The sequence below is a fragment of the Streptomyces sp. NPDC047081 genome, assembly GCF_040643775.1.
Lineage (GTDB): Bacteria > Actinomycetota > Actinomycetes > Streptomycetales > Streptomycetaceae > Streptomyces.
In genome coordinates this window covers 11,728-29,488 of the sequence record NZ_JBEYUY010000043.1, presented here as the reverse complement: position 1 = coordinate 29,488, position 17,761 = coordinate 11,728, and the positions used below count along the sequence as shown (strand labels likewise).

Below are 17,761 nucleotides of genomic sequence, written 5' to 3'. Positions count from 1 at the left end.
GTGTACGGAAGTTCGGCGTTTGTCAGGCCGGCCGGCGCCTGTTGCCGATGATGTACGCGAGCCCGACGGCGGCGACCGCCGCGACCACGAGACCGAGCGGGGAGAACCAGTCGACTCCGTCACCGGCTCCGCTGTGCCACCACGCCTTGAGCGGGTAGAAGGGCTCGGCCCGCAGCAAGTCCCCGACGGCGGTGGGGGATTGCTCGACGGCGACGACGAGCGGCACGGCGTTGGTGTAACCGAACACGGCCCCGAGCGCGGCGACGACGGCCCCGCCGATCCGGGCGCCGTTGCTGTGCGGAGCCATCTTGCCGACAAGACAGCCGACGAGCGCGCCGTTGATCAACGCATGGATCAGATAAAGGGTGTTGGCCGTCGTGACCGACTGGTCCTTGTACGTGCCCAGGATGAGCCCGGTGTAGGGCAGCGAGACGACGAACGAGACGAGGAAGCCGAGGAGCACGGCGCCGACCGGGTTCCCGCCGGCGCTCGGCCGCTGCCCGTACGGCATCGCCTGGTACGGCGGCATCGGCTGCGGCTGTCCCGGGTACATCGGCGGCTGACCAGGGAAAACGGGAGCCGCCGGAGGCTGACCGGGCACGGGCGGCGGCCCGAACCCCGGCGCCTGCTGCGGCGGCGGGACGGGCTGGGCGTACGGGTTGTACGCGCCCTGCGGAGGCTGGGGCGGCTGCGGTGGCGGCTGGAACGGCGGCTGACTCATCGGTTTCCCACGAGGTGAACGGACTCGGACTTCCACGGAGTGAACGGGCAAGAGCAGCAAGTTACCAGTGAGATCAGGAGGCGGCCGTCGGGGCTGGAGCGGGGTGCGTGAAGGTGCGCTCCAGCAGGCACTTGGGGATGTAGCCGGACTCCACCGCCACGGGAAGGCCGACGTCGCGATTCCGGCTTCCGGACCCGCGCCTCGGTGTCGTCGACGAGCGCTTGGACGCCGGACACACGATCGGCGGGCACGTCGTGCCGTGGCACATGTGTCGTCATCTACGAGGCCGCCTCCGAAGCCCTCGCGCGGATACGCAGCGCCTTGGCGCCGTGCTCCGTGGCGACGACGAGAATTCCCTCGGGGGAGAGGTCGGCGGCGGTGAAGGGTGTGTCGGAGAGCAGCGTCGCCACGACCTTCTCGCCGGCCTCGTCCCAGACACGCACGTAGTCGGCGCCGCGGCTCAGCCGCATCCGCGCGGCGGCCCGCTGCTCCTCGGACGGGTGCAGGATCGCGGCGGGATCGGTGTCGTCGGGGACATCCGCCTGTACGAGGCCACGGACGAGCACCGCGGAAGGGGCTGGTCCGTGTTCCTCGTCAGCAGTGTGCGTGAGTACGGCGACGGGGACGCCCGACCCCTCCGGACGCGGCAGGATCCCCGTCGCGACCGCGCCGACACCCGACACCGGCACGCTCCACAGGGTCTGCCAGGGCAGGTCGAGGCCGAGGCGGCCATGGATGGCCTCGGCGTACTCGGGCAGGCCGTCCTCGACGAACGCCGTCTCCAGCAGGGCGGCACGGAGGGCGGCCGGTGCCTGGGCGCGGGTGAGGAGAGGCGCCGTACGGAGGTACGTACGGGCAGGCGCCCCGAGTTCCGTGGGCGGGACCGCCTCGATGGCGGCGCGCAGCCGCACCGGGTCGGCGTGCACGAACAGGCCCGGGTCGGTGAGGAGTTGGGGGAGCAGGCCCGCCTCCAGGGTGTGGCCCGCGATGTGGTCGCGCACGTACGGGTCGGCCTTGCTCCAGTCCTGCTCCGGCACCGCCTCCAGCAACGTCATCGCGATCCGGGTCTGGGCGGCGCGGACGTTCGGCAGGCCGGCGCGGATGTCGTCGGCGAGGGCCGGGTGCAGCAGTCGTAGCAGCGTGCGCGGGCCGCCCTCCCCGTCCGGGCGCAGCGACTCGACGAACGGTCCGGCCAGCGCGCCGCTGTGCGCGAGCGCGGCGCTCATGTCCTTGCCCGCAAGGGAGTTGACCAGCCGGATCCAGAGATCGATGGGCAGCCCGTCGCCCTCCGCGAGAGCCAACGGTGTCAGCAGCTGACGCAGCGTCTGCGGGTCCGCTCCCAGACGGCGCGCGTGCAGGTCGACTGCCTCGCCGACGGATGAGGGCAGCAGGCTTTCGTCGTACGGGGTCTCGGCGCCCGGGCCCGTCAGGATGCTCTGGACGGCGAGCTGCACGGTGAGCGGGCTGGTGCCGGCCCGGCGTGCGATCGCCTCGGCAAGAGCCCGCCTGGTCGAGGAATCCGAGGTGAAGGGCCGCTCCGGCACACCGGCGGCCTCCGGACCGAGCAGCGCGTCGGCCTGCCGCACCAGCCCCGGCCCGTCGGCCCACCGCGGCTCGTCGAGGTCGATGACCTGCACCGCGCCGGGCGGGAGCGCGCCGGCCAGCTCGGCGGCGAACTCGCGCGGTACGTCCGCTAGCAGCCGGACACCGGCGGTCGCGGCGAGCGGCGCGAGCACCTCACGTACGACTCGGGCCGGCTCGCCCGCCGTACGCACGGGCCCTGCCCGGTCGACGTCGGGGACGACGACCGTCTCGCTCCCGCCGAGGGCGCCCAGTGCGGCGTACACCTCCTCGACGCGATCGGCCCGCACACCGTAGTGCTCGGCGATCAGCCACCCGAGCTGCGCCGCGGTCAGCCCAGCCGCACTCGGCACCGCGGGAGCGGGCAGTTCGGGCGGTACGGTCGACGGGTCGAGGTCCGCCAGCGGCAGCCGCCCGCGGAACTCCGGGTCGCACAGCATCAGGAACCCGGTCAGCAGATGCGAACGCCCGCTGCCCGGACTGCCGGTGAGGACGACGACACGGGGCGCGCCCGGCACCCCCGCCCGCCAGTCGGCGAGTGCGCGCAGCACAGCCGTGCGGCCGCCGATGTAGGGGTGGAGCGCGTAGCCGGTGGTCGGGGCGGTCATGCGTGTCAGTCCTCGTGTGGGCCGGAGTGATGGTCCTTGTGCGGGCCGGAGCGGTGGACCTCGTGTGGGCCGGAGTTGTGGACGGAGGCTAGGCGTTGCGCTCCAGGTTCCTGCGGTAGAGCGCGATCGCCTGCTCGGTCGGGAAGTTGGGGACGGTCACGGACTCACCGGTCACCTTCGACACCACGATCTTGGCTCCGCCGGGCGGGGCGGGCCGGGGCGGGCCGGTGGTCTCCTCGGGCGGCGGGAAGACCGGGTACACGAGGTAGCCGATGTCGAACTCGTGGACGTGGAGCTCGGCGGGGGTGCCGTCGGGCAGCTTGGGCTCGGCGTAACGCTCGCGGACGATGTCGAGGGCCTGGTCCGGAGTGGTGGGGGGACCTTGCGGTGCGGGGGGCGGGGTGGCGGGGGCCATGGACTGCCTCTCTGCTGTTCGCTCGGTGCGCTTGACTAGGTGGGGAACTCGTTGACCCAGGCCCCTTCGAGGAGATGCTTCGGCAGGTACTCGGACTCGACGGTGATGGTGAAGCCGGCCTCGACGGCGAGGCAGGACACGGCCAGCGGGCCCAGAGCCACGAGGCCCTCGGCGGTCAGTGCGCGGTCCTCGTCACGGGTCCAGTACTCCTTGTGCCACTCCACGGCCTTGGCCAGCTCGGCGTTGAACCTCTCCTGGTCACCGCGCGCCAGCTGGGTCAGGAGGTTCATCGGCGGATACATGATCTGCAGTACGCCGTCGCGCGGCGCGTGCCGCAGCGCGGCGGGATCCGTCCCCTCCACCGCGGTCACCAGTCTGTCGCCGAACTCGGGGCGCTTGAGCCAGTAGGCCTGGAGCGCTTCCACCCAGTCGTAGACGTACTCGTCGAGGACCCCGTCGGCCTGCCGAAGACGCGCGGCGGGGAACTGGCACAGCTCGGTCATCCGCTTCTTCTCGCGGCAGACACAGGCGAGCCAGAACGCCTTGATCCAGTTCCCGGCGTGGGCGCGGGGCAGGGCGCCGCCGCGGATGGTCCGCATCTCGTGACCGATGCGGTACTCGAAGGTGGTGCCGGCCGGGGCCCGCGCCGACACGAAGAGGGCGGAGCCGACCTGCATGGCGGTGACGCAGGCTTCCCAGGTCTCCAGCTTGTCCGACTCCGGGTCCAGGACGCAGTGCTCGCCGAAGAGCTCGATGGCGGTGGCCAGAACGTTCGAGAACCACGACGGTTCATTCTGCAGCCCGTCGATGTCTTCCCAGAAGTCCTTGGTGTGGGTTGCGAGGATCCTCGCGGAATTGCGCGTCGGGAACTCATGTCGCGGAATCTGCATCGCGCGCCTTCTCTGCTTCCGTTCTGATGTCGAACTGCTTCATCTCGTAACCCTGGTGCTCGCCCCCGGAGGAGTTGCCCTTGACGAGTATGTACTTCACTCGCGGCGGGTCCGCTTCCAGCGCCTTCCTGAGGTCGCGTGCCAGTTTCCGCTCCGCCTGGGCGGCTTCCAGTTCGGCGTCGGTCGTCGCGGTCCGCTCGTTCCGGCGTGAGCGCGCCTCCATCTCATGCAGGATCGTCTCAAAGTACGCGCGAGTGCCCTGCCGGACCCTCGGCACACCGGGACCCGGAGCGTCCTGGCTGTCCTGGCCGTCGTCGTTCTGCGCTCCGTCGCCCTGGCCGTGGCCCGGACCATCCGGTGGAACGGGCTGGTCGGAGCCGGCCTCCGGTGCGAGCCCCCGCCGGTCGCCGAGCTCGGCCTCCAACGAGCCCTTGGCCTCCACGACGACGTAGTGGGGTGGGTCGGTGTTCGGGTCCCGGTAGATCTGGTCGAACCGGTTGTTTCCCATGGCCCGGTCGTCGACGCGCTTGTAGTCCGGGAAGTGCCGGGGCATCGCGTGGTGCTCGGCGACGGCCTCGCCGTAGTCCTCACTGGCCCGCGTCATCTTCCCGTGCAGAGGACTGTGCTTTGCGTCGGCATCCTCGAATTTCTTCAGGTTCTCCGGCGTCTTGTTCGCCTCATAGGCGTCCTTGGCCGCCTTGCGGTCCTTGTGCGGCTGGTTGTCGGCGTCGATCGCGTCCTGACGTTCCTTGGCGGCCCGGTCGAGTCGCTTCAGGTTCTCGTCGGAGATCTCCGTGTGCCGCTCACCCGAATCCGCGCCCTCGTCGATGTAGGACTCCGGATCGGCCTCCGGCGCGTCCTTGGCAAGCATCCAGGGAGTGTTCGGATCGTTCGTGGGATGCAGCTGGGGGACGGGACGGCCGTCCTCGGCGGGTGCGGTCACGCTGCGGCGGTAGCCGCTCCTCGGGTGGTAGTACTTCTCGAACCAGGCCTTGTCCTTCGGGTCGTTCGAATTGGCTCGCGCGAGCATGTCCAGATCACGCTGCCTGCGCTGGTCCGGGTCGCCGGAACCGTCGCCCGCGGGCTCCGCGGGAGTGGACGGGTGCTCCGGGTGCGCGGGCCTGGGCGGCTGCGTGTGCTGCGTCTGCTGTGCCGGCTGCTCGGCGGCGATGTCGCCGTACAGCGGCTTCTTCCCGTCGACGGAGTCCTTGACGTAGCCGGCCGCGTCGGCGTTCCTGCTCTCCGGCAGGCTCTCGCGTACGGGGACCTCGGAGTCCTTGGTCATGCGACCCGGACGGTCACGGTGGTCGCCGGCCACCGACTGAGTCGCCCCCTCGGCACGCGCATGGTCGGGGGTCCCGGGCCGGTCATGGTTCGAGGTGGTCTCGGGCCGGTCATGGTCATGGTCCGGCGTCTGCGAGCGCGGATCCTGGGCATCGCCGGGGTGCTTCTGGTCCGGGGCCGGTTCGGAGTCCGGACGCCGACCGTCGGGGTGCTCGGCGGTCTCCGTGTGCTTCTGCGCGGGGGCGTCGTGGTTCGGGTCCGCTGGGCGGGGGTCCGGCGTGCGGGGATCGGGCGTGCGCGGGTCCGGGGTGCGCGGATCGGGCGTGCGGGGATCGGGCGTGCGCGGGTCCGCGGTGCGGGGATCCGGCGTACGAGGGTCGGTCGCGCGCGGGTCCGTGGCGTGCGCGTTGTTGGTTTGCGGGTCGGCCGTGTGCTGGGGCGTGCCGTCGTTCTGGGAGTGGGTCTCCGTCGGCGTGTCCGGGTGCCTCTGTTCCGAGGAGCTGTCGTCGGACTCGCTCGCGGGCCGGTCGTTCTCGTGCCCGCTCCCGGTCTCGGTCTCGGTGTTCGTCGTGTCCGGGCCGGGCGTCGACGTCTGGGCGGGATTGTCGTCGCCCTTCTTCGGCGCGTCGCCCGAGGCGTCGTTCTGCGGGGCCTGGGTGCCGTCCGCGTCCCCGCCGTTGTTCTGGGAGTCTTCCGGCTGGCCCTGGCCGTTGTTCTGGGCCGCGGGCACCGCCGGGTGAAGCGGGTTGCCGTTGGGGTCCAGCGGGATGTGCCAGACGTGGTCCGCGTTGGTGATGTGGAGCGGGGTGTGGCTGACGTCCCCGGTCTGTGTGTCGATCCAGATGATGTTGCCGTGGTGGTTGACGGCGTTGAACGCGTGGCCGCCCCCGTTGTTCGGCCAGCCGACCTGGACGATGGCCGCGGAACCGTGTCCGGCCTGCTGGAGGTCCCACGCGATACGGGCCGGGGTGTCGGGGTCGTCACCCCGGCCGGCATACGTGTGCGGCGCACCCGCCCAGCGGATCTGGTTGTCGTTCGCGTTGTCCTCGGGGGACCAGTAGTCCGGCTTGCCGTTCGCGTCGAGGTCGAGCGTGCGTGGGGCGGAGACCTGGGGATTGCCGTACCAGGTCTCCAGGAACGAACGCGAGCAGTCGGCACAGTTGTTGCTGCGCCCCGGGACGGTGTTGCCGCCGTCGTTCTGGAGCTGCGACCAGTTGCCGAAGGGGTCGGGGTAACGCTGCGGGGTGCCGTCCTCGTTCCGCGGCACGGCATCGGCCAGCGCCTGCTGGTCCGCCGGGTCGGGCTGGGTCAGACCGCCCGGGTAGTGGTCCAGGTCGGCGCGGATGTTCTCCAGGCTGTCCTGGTCGGGGTTCTGCTGGTGGTTGGGGTCGCCGGGGGTGCCCATGGGCGAGGCGGGCGCGTTCGGGGTGGCGGGGCCCGCGTGCGACGGGGCGGCGGGGGCGCTCGGCGTGCGGACGACGGTGGGCACCGGGACCGGCGTGACCTGCTGCTGGTGCTGTTGCTGCTGGGAGTTGGACGGCGTCTGCTGCGACGGGGACGGAGCCGAGGACTGACCGGCCGGCGGCGGCGGGGTGTTGGGCGTACCGCCGGAGGGCTGCGGGGGCCGGCCGGGGGTGGTGCCGGGTGTGGTGGTTTGCGCGGCGGGGCCCGGCTGGGCGGTGGAATTGGGGTTACGACTGCTCGGAGACGCCGGATTCGAGGTGCCGTTGTTCGACGTCGAGGTGCGGTCGGACCCGGATCCGGAGCTGGCGGTGCTGCTGCCGCCGGAAGTGGACGGCGTCGTAGTGGACGATGTGCCGCTGGACGGCGACGACGAGGTCCTGGGAGCCGTCGACTGACCCGAGTTCTGGTTCGGCGTGGTCGTGGTGGTCGAGGTCTGGCCCGGCGTACGGGTACGGGTGCCGTCGCTCGGATCCGTGGTGCCGCGGGGTGTGGTGCGGTCCCCCGGGGTCGTGCCGGGAGTGTTCCGGGTCGTCGTACCGTCCCCCGGCCTCGTGCCGTTCGAGTCGCGCGGGACCGTGCCGTCCCCCGGCCGCGTACCGGGCGTGTTCCGCGAGGACGTCCCGTCCCCCGGCGTCGTGTTGGTGTTGGTGTTCGTGTTCCCAGGAGCGCTACGGGTGTTGGTGGCATCCCCGAGCGGCGTGCCGGGCGTGCGCTGCGCCGGAGGGCGCCCGTCCGCCGGGCCCTGCGTGCGCCCGTCCGCCGCCGGCGTGGACGTACTACTCCGTGGCGTGGACGTCGTCGCCGACGCGCTCGCCGTGGACGCGGACCCGGCGCCGGCGGACGCGTTGACCGCCGTACTCGCCGAAGCCGAAGGCGTCCTCGCCGCCCCCGAGTTGGGACTCGGCGTGGACGTCGGCCCGGTCCCTGTGCCGGCGGACGAGTTGACCGCCGTACTCGCTGAAGCCGAAGGCGTCCTCGCCGCCCCCGAGTTGGGACTCGGTGTCGAAGCCGGCCCGCTCCCCGCGCCGGCGGACGACGACGTGACCGACGCGCCCACCGAAGTTCCCCTGCCCGCCCCCGAGTTGGCGGTCGGACTCGTCGGCGTGGAACCCGACGCCGAACTTCCGGACGTACCCCCGCCCTGGTGCGAACCGCCCATGCCGCCACCGCCACCGCCCCCGACGGAAGGCGCCACCGGCGACGTCGGTATGGCCGAGCCGCCGTCCGCACGACCACCCCCGGCCCCCGCCGCCGACGGATCGCTCGCTGTCGGCGTGGGTGCCGCGTTCGTGTGGGTCGGCGCACTCGCGGCCAGGCTGTCGACCGAAGTGCTGATGCCGCCGCCGTGACCGCCGGTCGACGGCGACCCGCCCCCGGACGACGCCGAGGCCGACACGGTGTGCGGCGTCGGCGACGAGAGCCCCGACACGGACGAGCCACCGCCGGAGTGGGACGGCCCGGACGTGCTCGGCGCGGCGCCCCCACCGCCCGAGTCCCCACCACCGTGCGACCCACCACTCGGCGAGGGATCGTCGAAGTCGGACAGCGTCGGGCCGGAAGTCGTGGGCGCCGGCCTCGCGTACGAGTCCGGGGTGGAGCCGCCGTTCCCGGAATCGGACCCCGACCCGGAGTCGGAACCCGGTCCCGAGCCCAGATCCACGCCACCGACGTTGTGCCCACCGGTGTCGGCGGAAATCCCGCCCCCGATGTTCGTCCCGCCCGCCGAACGCGTCGACGCCGAGGAGTCGGAGCCCCTGCCGTCACCACTCGACGAGTCCGACGACGAGCTCGACGACGAGTCCGAACTCCCCTCTCCGTCCGGCGAGTTGGAACCCCCGTCGCCGTCCGATCCATCCCCACCGTCCCCGCCGTCGCTCCCCGACGACCCTCCGTCGTACCCGTCGATACGACTGTCGATCGCATGGTGGGCCCGATGCCCGGCCTTCTCGCCCAGGCTGTCCCGCACGCCTTCCAACAGCGTCTGCGGCGTCTGCTTGATGGCCTCCCACGCGCCGTCCTTGCCGGCTTTCACGGTCGTCGCGAGGTCGTAGCCCGACTGCGCGCCGAAGCCGACGTTCACCGTCTGGCGGATCAGGTCGGTGATGATCGCCTCGATCGCGGAGATCGCGGGCTCCTTCATCGCCTCCACGATCGCCTCGATCAGCGCCTCTTTGAGCTCGTCGAGGAGCCGGCGCACGATCAGCCGGGTGACCTGGGTCGCCCCCAGCGCGCCGACCTCGGACAGGCCGAAGGTGAACGGCGCGGCCGCCTGGGCCGCGGCGATCTCGATGGCCAGCGCGATCAGCTGGGCGATCACCGCCCATTTGGCGAACTCGACGACGTAGGCGCACGCCTCCATCACGTTCGCGATGGTGTAGGCGGCCGTCGCGGCGTTCGCGAGGTAGCCGTCGCCGCCCCCGCCGCCTCCGGCACCGCCGTCGAACTTCGCGTACGTCTTGGTGAACGCGTCGATCGACTCGCCGGCGTTGTGCGCGACGACCTGCCGGGCGCTGGCGTTGGCCGTGGTGTGCAGCCCGGTGACGTCGTCGCCGAACTTCCGCCACAGGTCGGCCGAGTCCCTGAGCTTGTCCTCGTTCGCCGTAGGCCAGCGGTAGCCGAGCATCTCGAGCACCCACTCGAGTTCGTCCGGCAGCATCATCGCCACAGCAGAAAGCACCCCCGTATGCCGACACGGCCGTACAACTCCCTCGTCGGTCAAGGGAAATCACACAGGAGTACAGCCGCCCGCAAAGTTTACGGAATCACCGGCAGTCGACTTCAGGGGATTGCTGTCACAAATCCGTTTCAGACGAAGTAGCTCACGAGGTACGACACTCCGGCCCCGAGGACCCCCACGCCGAGCATCCCGATCAGGACCGGGCGGGTCACCCCCCGGCCCGACGCCTCCCACGCCTCGTCGTACGAGACGCGGCTGCGGCCGAACGGCGCGTACCCCGTGGCGAGGCAGAAGACGCCGAGCCCGGTGAGGACCCAGCCGCCGAAGAACGCGGCGAAGAAGCGCCAGGCGCGCGGCTTGTCGGTGCGCACGTAGTCGCCGTCGCCCGCGGTGGCCGACGTCGGCGCGTCGACCTGCTGTACGGCCAGCTCCGTGCCCGGCGCGTACTCTGACCTGACCCGCACGGCCGCGTCGGCGTCGGTTTTCCCGCCGTCCGCGGACTCGAACCTGCCGTCGCAGCGCACGGTCAGCCGCTTCTTGCGGCTGTTGCGCGAACTGTTCAGCGAGGAGTCGTCGACGCACTGCTTGACCGTGAGCGTGCCGTGCGTCCCCGCCCAGCCGACGGTGTACGCACCCTCGTACGCACCCCACCCGCTCATCGCCAGCCCGGCGAGCAGGAAGACCAGGCCACCCCACCGCCCGAGCCGCCCGACGAAGCCGTCACCGGCGGCACCGGGGCCGCCCTTTCCTGCTTCCTGCGCTCCTGTGCCCTGTGTCTGAGCCATGGCAGTGAGGCCTTCTCCCTTCGGCGCCTTCTCCTCTTCGGCGGGTGGGTGTCAGCATGGCACCTCGGCGTTACGGGAGATACTGCGGGTGTCGAGAGGGAGCCGAGCGCGCGCCGGCCGGCGAGGCACAGGAGGAGAAGCGAAGCGACATGACCAGTCAGCCCGAGAACTCACCGAACCCGCAAGGCACTTCACCCGACCGCGGTGTCCTGGACGAGGCCCTCGAACCGGAGCAGATCCGTTCCCTGAACGCCGCCCTGCGCAAGCTGACCGAGACCGACGCCGCCGGCAAGGACCTCCAGGACGCGGCGAAGAAACTGCTCTCCGGCCGCCTCGCCCTGCGCGACGCCCTGGACGACCCGGGCGTCTCCCGCGCCCTGGGCAGCGGCATGGCGAACCTGCGCGGCCAGTGGGAGTCCCTCTCCGACGAGGAGCGCGACCGCATCCGGCACGGCGAGCCGCTGGGGACGACCGACCCTTCTGCCGACCAGCCGGAGCCCAGGCGGCTGGAAGGCCGTCCCTCCCAGCCCCCGAGGAAGGACCAGGGCCGGCACAGCGGCGGCTTCTCGCTCTACTGAACCGGTCCTGCTACCGACGGGTTCTACTCGGCCGGTACCCCACCGTTGTGCGGCGTCGGCTCCAGGTCGAACTCCCCGTCCCGGGCGCCCAGTACGAACGCCCGCCACTCCGCCTCGGTGTAGCGCAGCACGGTGTCGGGGTCCAGGGAGGAGCGCATGGCCACCGCGCCCTCGGGGAGGTAGGCGATCTCGACGCGCTCCTCCTCTTCCTCGGTGCCGGGGGCGCAGTGCCACTCGACGTCCGAGATGTCGAGGGCGTACAGCTCGTCCCGCTCCCGCTCCTTGCGTGCCCTGATGTCCTCGGCCTGAGTCCCGACCTCGTTGTCCCGTGCCTCGGTCATGCTGCTGGGCCTCTTCCTGACGTGCGAACTTGGTGTCCGTCACACCCTACTTGCGCGCATGGTGCTCACGCTGCGGAAGGGAAAGGTTCCAAGGAGTCGCCGCGGCCGGCTCGGTCACGTCTGCTGGCGCCGCAGATGATGCACACCCGTCGGTATCTGGACCTGACCGTCGTACTCGGCGGTCGTCTGCTTCCAGATCTCCTCCTGCTTCGCCTCGTTCTCCTCGTGGGCGATGCCCATCTTCGTGAACGCGATGCCCATGCCCGCGAGGCGCTCCGCCAGGCTGCCCATCGACTGGTACATGCCGTCGCGCAGACCCTCGTACACGACACCGAACTTCTCGCCGATGTCGTCGTCGCCCCACGGCGGGGTGTCGCCCTGACCACCTTCGAGCTGGCCGAGGCCGGTCTGCAGGGTCTTCACTGCCTTGGCGAAGTCCTGGCCGACCGTGAACATGTTGAAGCCCTCGGTCTTGAGGACCTTGGGATCGGAGTCCATGTAGTCCGACGACACAACTGCCCCCCGTGCTCGTCTTCTCTCTCGCGGCCCGTCAGGCCCGTCTTTTCTCTCGCAACGTCACCATAGCCGCCACCACTGACACAAGGGGGCGGCACCCGTGCGGGTACCGCCCCCGTGCGTCCAGCCGTCGCCGCTCAGAACCGGGCCGGCAGCCAACCCGTCTGGATGAGTTGCCCGCCACGGCGCCGCGTGTGGAAGTACCCACGGCCGGGAGGCAGTTGGGTCGCCGTGATGCTGCCGAGCAGCTGTCCCTCCGAGCGGTCGCCGGAGAGCACGACACCCTGGGCGCCGAGCTCGCGCATGCGCTGCATCACCGGCTCGTACAGCGACCGGCTCGCACCGCCCGACGAGCGCGCGATGATGACGCGCAGACCGACGTCACGCGCGAACGGCAGGTACTCCAGCAGCGGGGCCAGCGGGTTCACGCCGGTCGCCACCAGGTCGTAGTCGTCGACGATGACGAACGCGTCCGGGCTGCTGTACCAGCTGCGGTTGCGCAGCTGCTCCGGCGTGACGTCCGGTCCGGGCATCCGGCGGTTCATCGAACCGGCGAGCCCCTCCAGCGTCTCCGACAGCGCGGGCGCCGAGGCGCAGTACCGCGACAGGTGAGACTCGGGCACGCCCTCCAGGTGCGCACGCCGGTAGTCACCCATGACGATCTTCGCCTGGTCCGGCGTGTACCGCTCGGTGATCTGCTTGACCAGCAGCCGCAGCATCGCCGACTTACCGGACTCGCTCTCACCGAACACGATGAACAACGGGTCGGTCTCGAAGTCGACGAACACCGGCGACAGCGAGGACTCGTCGATGCCGATGGCCACACCGCGGTCCGGGTGCTCGAAGCCCTTGGGCAGCCGGTCCGAGGACAGCATCGTGGGCAGCAGACGTACCGCCGGGGCGTGGTTGCCCTGCCAGTTGTCGTTGATCCCGCGGACCAGGATCGACGTCGCCTCGGACAGGTCCTCGGTCGCCGAGGAGCCGTCGACCCGGGGGAGCGCGGTCATGAAGTGCAGCTTGTCCTGGGTCAGACCGCGGCCCGGCACGGCCGCCGGCACGTTCTGCGCGACCTTGCGGTCGATCTCCGACTCCGTCGGGTCACCGAGCCGGAGCTCGATGCGGTTCTGCAGCATGTCCTTGAGCGCGGGCCGCACCTCGGTGTAGCGGCTCGCGGTCAGGACCACGTGCACACCGAAGCCGAGGCCGCGCGTGGCGATCTCGGTGACGGTCGACTCCAGCAGCTCGTAGTCCGTCTTGAAGGTCGCCCAGCCGTCGATGACGAGGAAGACGTCACCCCAGGGCTGGTCGGGCAGATGACCGGCCGCCCGGCGCTGCCGGTAGGTCTGCACGGAGTCGATGTTGTTCGTACGGAAGTACTCCTCGCGCGAGTTGAGGATGCCCTCGACCTCGCTGACCGTACGCCGCACCTTCTCCGCGTCGAGCCGGTTGGCGACCCCGCCGACGTGCGCCAGCTCCTCCATCGCGATCAGACCGCCACCGCCGAAGTCCAGGCAGTAGAACTGCACTTCGGACGGTGTGTGGGTGAGCGCGAACGACGAGATCAGCGAGCGCAGCAGCGTCGACTTGCCGGACTGCGGGCCGCCGACGAACAGACCGTGGCCGGCGCCGCCCGAGAAGTCCCGGTACAGCACGTCACGCCGCTGCTCGAAGGGCTTGTCCACCAGGCCGACCGGCACGTTCAGCCGGCCGAGCGCCGTGTAGTCGGGCGCGGTCAGACCGCGGTCCTGGGTGACGGCGAGCTGCGGGAGCAGCTGCTCCAGCGAGGGCGCCTCCTCCAGCGGCGGCAGCCACACCTGGTGGGCGGGCGGACCCTGGTTGACCATCTTGCCGACGATGACGTCCAGCACGGTGTCGGCGAGCGCGTCGTCGATCCGGTTGTCGGCCTCCGGCTCCTCGATCACCGGCTGCGGCGGCAGCGCCACATGCCCGGCCGTGAACAGCGCGGGCCGCAGCTGCGTCGACCGGTTGACCCGAGAGGGGCCCTCGCCGTGGTACGCCCCGGACACGTACGCAGCCTTGAAGCGGACCATGGTGTCGGTGTCGTACCGCAGATAGCCGGAACCGGGGATCGACGGCAGGTGGTAGGCGTCCGGGACACCGATCGCCGTACGCGACTCGGCGGCGGAGAAGGTCCGCAGACCGATCCGGTACGACAGATACGTGTCGAGGCCGCGGAGCTTGCCCTCCTCCAGGCGCTGCGAGGCGAGCAGCAGGTGCACACCCAGCGAACGGCCGATACGGCCGATCTGGATGAACATGTCGATGAAGTCCGGCTTGGCGGTGAGGAGTTCGGAGAACTCGTCGAGCACGATCACCAGCGAGGCCATCGGCTCCAGGGCCGCGCCCGCCGCCCGGGCCTTCTCGTAGTCGTGCAGGTTGGCGTAGTTGCCCGCCGTGCGCAGCAGCTCCTGGCGGCGCTGCATCTCACCGGTGATCGCGTCCCGCATACGGTCGACGAGGGTGAGGTCGTCGGCGAGGTTGGTGATGACGGCCGCGGTGTGCGGCATGTCCGCCATGCCCGCGAAGGTCGCACCGCCCTTGAAGTCCGCGAGGATGAAGTTCAGCGTCTCCGAGGAGTGGGTGACCGCGAGACCGAGGACGAGCGTGCGCAGCAGCTCCGACTTGCCGGAACCCGTCGCGCCGACGCACAGACCGTGCGGGCCCATGCCCTCCTGGGAGGCCTCCTTGAGGTCCAGCATGACCGGCTCGCCGTTCTCGCCGACACCGATCGGCACCCGCAGCCGCTCGTGCAGCGTGCGCGGCCGCCAGGTGCGCGAGACGTCCACCGAACCGGCGTCACCGATCCCCATGAGGTCGGTGAAGTCCAGGTTGGACAGCAGGGGTTCGCCCTCTTCGGCCGAGCCGACGCGGAACGGAGCGAGCTGCCGGGCCAGCGACTCGGCCTGCTCCGGGCTCAGCACGTCGGGCTTGCCGCTGTACGCGGACTCGTGCCCGACGAACAGCTGCATCCGGTTCGGCTTCACATACGCCGTCAGCCCCGCGCGCAGCTCCTCCTCCAGCTCACCCGGCGCGATCTCCAGGAAGGTGACGCCCTGCAGGCCCTCGGCGCTGGCGAGTTCGGAGTCCGGCGGTACGGTGCCGCCGTCGAGGACGACGACGAGGTGCGGCTGGTCGTAGACCGGGTTGGCGTCCCGGTTCCAGCGGGGACGGTCGTCCAGCTGGGTCGCCAGCGCCTCCTCCAGCTCACCGAGGTCGTCGAAGAGGAGCCGCGAAGAGCCCGCTCCGTCCTTGGACTTCGGGTGCTGGGCGTGCGGCAGCCACTTGATCCAGTCCCAGTCGGCCGCCGCGGACGGGTGGGCGACCACGGCGACCATCAGGTCCTCGGGCGAGTGCAGCGTGGCCAGTTGGGACAGGCTCGCGCGGGCGTTGCCGTAGACCGTGTCGGAATCGCCGCAGATGGTCACGTGGTAGAAGGCGCGCAGGGAGATGGAGACCGGCAGGTCGCTCAGGCTGCCGTGCGCGTCGAGGAAGGCCTTCATGGCCGCCGCGGTCAGCGGCTCCAGCTCCTCCTTGGGCGCCGTGTCCGGCGCGACCAGCGGGGTGTTGAGCTGCTGCACACCGCGGCCGATCCGCACGGACGCGAAGTCCGCGTCGGTCGGGCGCCGCTCCCACAGCCGCTTGCCGTCGGCCGCCACCGCCCACAGCTGCTCCGGGTCGGGGTGCTGGAACAGCTGGCTGAGCCGCTGCAGTTCGGCGGTCTTGTGGACGTCCTTGCGGACCTGCTCCAGATAACGGAAGTAGTCGCGCCGGTCCTGGGCCATCCCCGCGCCGCCGCCCTGCCGGGACTTGGCGAACTGCGCGATGGCCATGGCCAGCGTCGAGGCCAGCATCAGCCCGCCGACCACCCTCATGTACGAGGGCAGGTTGGGCATGAAGAAGAAGCCGACGGAACCCAGCATGCCCATCATGGGCAGCAGGTTCATCAGCATGCTCTCGTCGCCCTCACGAGGGATCTCGGGGGGCGTCTCCAGTCTGACCTCGCCGTCCGGTACCACCGGGGGCGCTATCCGCGGTGGCCGTTTGATGATGACGACGCTCACCGATGCACTCATCCTTCGTGATTGATACGTCCAGGCATCGACGCCCCCGTGTACCGCGACGTGTTTCCGATCGCGTAGGCGTCCGCGTAGACGTCGATCCTACTGATGCTCGCCGGGCGCGAGGGAGCCAGGAGGATGGAGAAGCCGAGGGGGTCCGGGGAGAATTGAGGGAGGGAGCCCCTTCGGCCCGTACGGCAAGGGATAGGGTGGCGACTCGCGTCGTACGAACTGCATGAAGCAGCCTTGTCTAGCAGGGGGAACACCAGGTGAGCACGGGGACTTCGACAGGTTTCTGCCGAATCACCATCGCAGCGCCGGACAGCCGAGTCGATGTCGCGCTGCCCGAGGACCTTCCGATCCAGGACCTCTTTCCTGAGATCATCCGGCTCTCGGGCCTCGTCCAGTCCGACACCAGTCTCTCCGGATACCACCTGGTGACCCGCGAGGGCCAAGTGCTGGACGCGAGCCGCTCGTTGCTCGAACACCGGGTGCGCGACGGCGAGGTGCTGCTGCTGCGCACCTTCGCCGACTCGCTGCCGCCGGCCGTCCACGACGACGTGGTGGACGCCATCGCCGCGGCGGTCAAACAGGACATTCGCAGCTGGAACGACAATCTGATGCGGGTGGCCGGTCTGGTCGCCGGTTCGCTGCTGCTGATCATGCTCGGCTTCGTGTTCTGGTTCGCCGACCCGATCCGGCACGACATGCACGGCCTGCAGGGCATCCTCGCCGGCGTCACCGCGCTCGCCCTGACCGCACTCGCCGGCATCCGGGCCCGGGTCTACGACGACCGGGGCTCGGCCGTCGCACTGGGCATCTCGGCGCTGCCGCACGCGCTCATCGCCGGCTCCGGCGTCATCCCGCAGGACGCGCACGAGGGACCGGGCCGTATCCAGTTCCTGGTCGGCTGTGTCGCCGTCCTCATCTTCTCCGTCGTACTGATCATGCTGCTGCCGCAGGGCGACGCCCCGTTCGTGGCCGCCGCGCTGGCCTCCGCCATCGGCACCCTCGCCGTGTTCTGCGGTGTCCTGACCGACGCGGCGCCGCGCGAGATCGCCGCCGGCACCTCGGTCGTCGCCCTGGCGGTGGTCGGCTTCCTGCCCGGCTGGTCGGCCCGCTTCGCCAAGCTGCCGATCGGCTTCCGCAACCCCGAGGAACTCGCCCGCGCGCGCCGCGAGGGCCAGGAGGGCGACCTCGAGGCCGTCGACGTTCAGCGCATCGTCGCCCAGACCAGCCGAGGCCACGAGCTGCTGCTCGGCCTGGTCGGCGGCTGCGCCGCGGTCGTCGTCGGCGCGGGCGGCGCGGTGCTCGGCTTCAGCGACAGCGGCTGGGCCCAGCTGCTCGCCCTGTGCACCGGCCTCGCCGCGATGCTGCGGGCCCGCCTCTTCCGCTACACCGCCCAGGTCACCTGCCTCTTCGTGGCCGGTGTGGTCACCCTCGCGCTCCTCGTCCTCGGCCTGGCGATCTCCCCGCCGGCCTCGGTCGTCATGGACCTGCTGCAGGGCAACTCCGGCCCGGTCGACGTACGCACCCTGTGGCTCGGCGCCTCCGTGGGCGCGGGCGTCCTCCTGCTGATCGCGATCGCCCTGATCGTCCCGCAGAAGGGCCTCTCCCCGTTCTGGGGCCGCATGCTCGACCTCGCCGACTCCCTGGTCCTGCTCTCCCTGGTCCCGGTATGCCTGGCCGTCCTCGACGTGTACGGCAAGGTCCGCGGCGGCGTCTAGCACTCAGCCGGACTGGTACGCTGTGTGACGGCCGTTTGTGTACACACCCAGACGGGCCCGGCCTTCCGAGTAACCGAAGATCTCCCGAGACGTGG

General features: G+C 70.8%; 11 protein-coding genes. 2 read left to right on the top strand and 9 right to left on the bottom strand.

What is annotated here, in order from left to right:
- Positions 1-22: 22 nt before the first annotated feature.
- The 6 genes from ABZ848_RS45330 to ABZ848_RS45305 all read right to left on the bottom strand — a co-directional run bounded on the left by ABZ848_RS45330 (position 23) and on the right by ABZ848_RS45305 (position 10,425).
- The gene (locus ABZ848_RS45330; RefSeq protein WP_360841660.1) at positions 23-721 is read right to left on the bottom strand and encodes a hypothetical protein; all 699 of its coding nucleotides are present in this window, start codon (positions 719-721) and stop codon (positions 23-25) included.
- A 278-nt stretch (positions 722-999) separates the two neighbouring features.
- Positions 1,000-2,910 carry an ATP-binding protein gene (locus tag ABZ848_RS45325; protein WP_360841657.1) on the bottom strand — a complete coding sequence of 637 codons (1,911 nt, stop codon included), beginning with the start codon at positions 2,908-2,910 and terminating at the stop codon, positions 1,000-1,002.
- Between the two features lie 88 nt (positions 2,911-2,998).
- The gene (locus tag ABZ848_RS45320; protein WP_360841654.1) at positions 2,999-3,325 is read right to left on the bottom strand and encodes a hypothetical protein; all 327 of its coding nucleotides are present in this window, start codon (positions 3,323-3,325) and stop codon (positions 2,999-3,001) included.
- A 35-nt stretch (positions 3,326-3,360) separates the two neighbouring features.
- Positions 3,361-4,215, bottom strand: coding sequence for an immunity 49 family protein (locus ABZ848_RS45315; protein ID WP_360841653.1), 855 nt, complete (start codon positions 4,213-4,215; stop codon positions 3,361-3,363).
- Positions 4,196-9,622, bottom strand: coding sequence for a toxin glutamine deamidase domain-containing protein (locus ABZ848_RS45310; protein ID WP_360841652.1), 5,427 nt, complete (start codon positions 9,620-9,622; stop codon positions 4,196-4,198). The genes ABZ848_RS45315 and ABZ848_RS45310 overlap by 20 nt, the downstream gene beginning before the upstream one ends.
- 146 nt (positions 9,623-9,768) lie before the next feature.
- Positions 9,769-10,425, bottom strand: coding sequence for a hypothetical protein (locus tag ABZ848_RS45305; RefSeq protein ID WP_360841650.1), 657 nt, complete (start codon positions 10,423-10,425; stop codon positions 9,769-9,771).
- Positions 10,426-10,574: 149 nt separating this feature from the next.
- On the opposite strand from ABZ848_RS45305, the gene ABZ848_RS45300 reads away from it, so the two are divergent.
- Positions 10,575-11,003, top strand: a complete 429-nt coding sequence (locus ABZ848_RS45300; protein WP_360841649.1) for a hypothetical protein — start codon at positions 10,575-10,577, stop codon at positions 11,001-11,003.
- A 23-nt stretch (positions 11,004-11,026) separates the two neighbouring features.
- Here ABZ848_RS45300 and ABZ848_RS45295 read toward each other — a convergent pair whose 3' ends face one another.
- The 3 genes from ABZ848_RS45295 to eccCa form a co-directional block, all read right to left on the bottom strand.
- Positions 11,027-11,344, bottom strand: a complete 318-nt coding sequence (locus tag ABZ848_RS45295) for a DUF397 domain-containing protein (protein ID WP_360841648.1) — start codon at positions 11,342-11,344, stop codon at positions 11,027-11,029.
- Between the two features lie 114 nt (positions 11,345-11,458).
- Complete coding sequence (locus ABZ848_RS45290; RefSeq protein WP_360841646.1) at positions 11,459-11,842, bottom strand: hypothetical protein; 384 nt, start codon at positions 11,840-11,842, stop codon at positions 11,459-11,461.
- A 155-nt stretch (positions 11,843-11,997) separates the two neighbouring features.
- Entirely contained in the window at positions 11,998-15,942 is a 3,945-nt protein-coding gene (gene eccCa, locus ABZ848_RS45285) for a type VII secretion protein EccCa (RefSeq protein ID WP_360841644.1), read from the bottom strand.
- Between the two features lie 266 nt (positions 15,943-16,208).
- On the opposite strand from eccCa, the gene eccD reads away from it, so the two are divergent.
- Positions 16,209-17,666 (top strand): type VII secretion integral membrane protein EccD, encoded by a 1,458-nt coding sequence (gene eccD, locus ABZ848_RS45280; RefSeq protein ID WP_360841643.1) that lies wholly within the window; start codon positions 16,209-16,211, stop codon positions 17,664-17,666.
- The last annotated feature ends 95 nt before the right edge of the window (positions 17,667-17,761 follow it).

What these genes read in the sequence shown, in the direction of transcription:
- ABZ848_RS45330 (WP_360841660.1), bottom strand. Translation starts at nt 721, where the DNA reads ATGAGTCAGCCGCCGTTCCAGCCGCCACCGCAGCCGCCCCAGCCTCCG.
- ABZ848_RS45325 (WP_360841657.1), bottom strand. Translation starts at nt 2,910, where the DNA reads ATGACCGCCCCGACCACCGGCTACGCGCTCCACCCCTACATCGGCGGC.
- ABZ848_RS45320 (WP_360841654.1), bottom strand. Translation starts at nt 3,325, where the DNA reads ATGGCCCCCGCCACCCCGCCCCCCGCACCGCAAGGTCCCCCCACCACT.
- ABZ848_RS45315 (WP_360841653.1), bottom strand. Translation starts at nt 4,215, where the DNA reads ATGCAGATTCCGCGACATGAGTTCCCGACGCGCAATTCCGCGAGGATC.
- ABZ848_RS45310 (WP_360841652.1), bottom strand. Translation starts at nt 9,622, where the DNA reads ATGATGCTGCCGGACGAACTCGAGTGGGTGCTCGAGATGCTCGGCTAC.
- ABZ848_RS45305 (WP_360841650.1), bottom strand. Translation starts at nt 10,425, where the DNA reads ATGGCTCAGACACAGGGCACAGGAGCGCAGGAAGCAGGAAAGGGCGGC.
- ABZ848_RS45300 (WP_360841649.1), top strand. Translation starts at nt 10,575, where the DNA reads ATGACCAGTCAGCCCGAGAACTCACCGAACCCGCAAGGCACTTCACCC.
- ABZ848_RS45295 (WP_360841648.1), bottom strand. Translation starts at nt 11,344, where the DNA reads ATGACCGAGGCACGGGACAACGAGGTCGGGACTCAGGCCGAGGACATC.
- ABZ848_RS45290 (WP_360841646.1), bottom strand. Translation starts at nt 11,842, where the DNA reads ATGGACTCCGATCCCAAGGTCCTCAAGACCGAGGGCTTCAACATGTTC.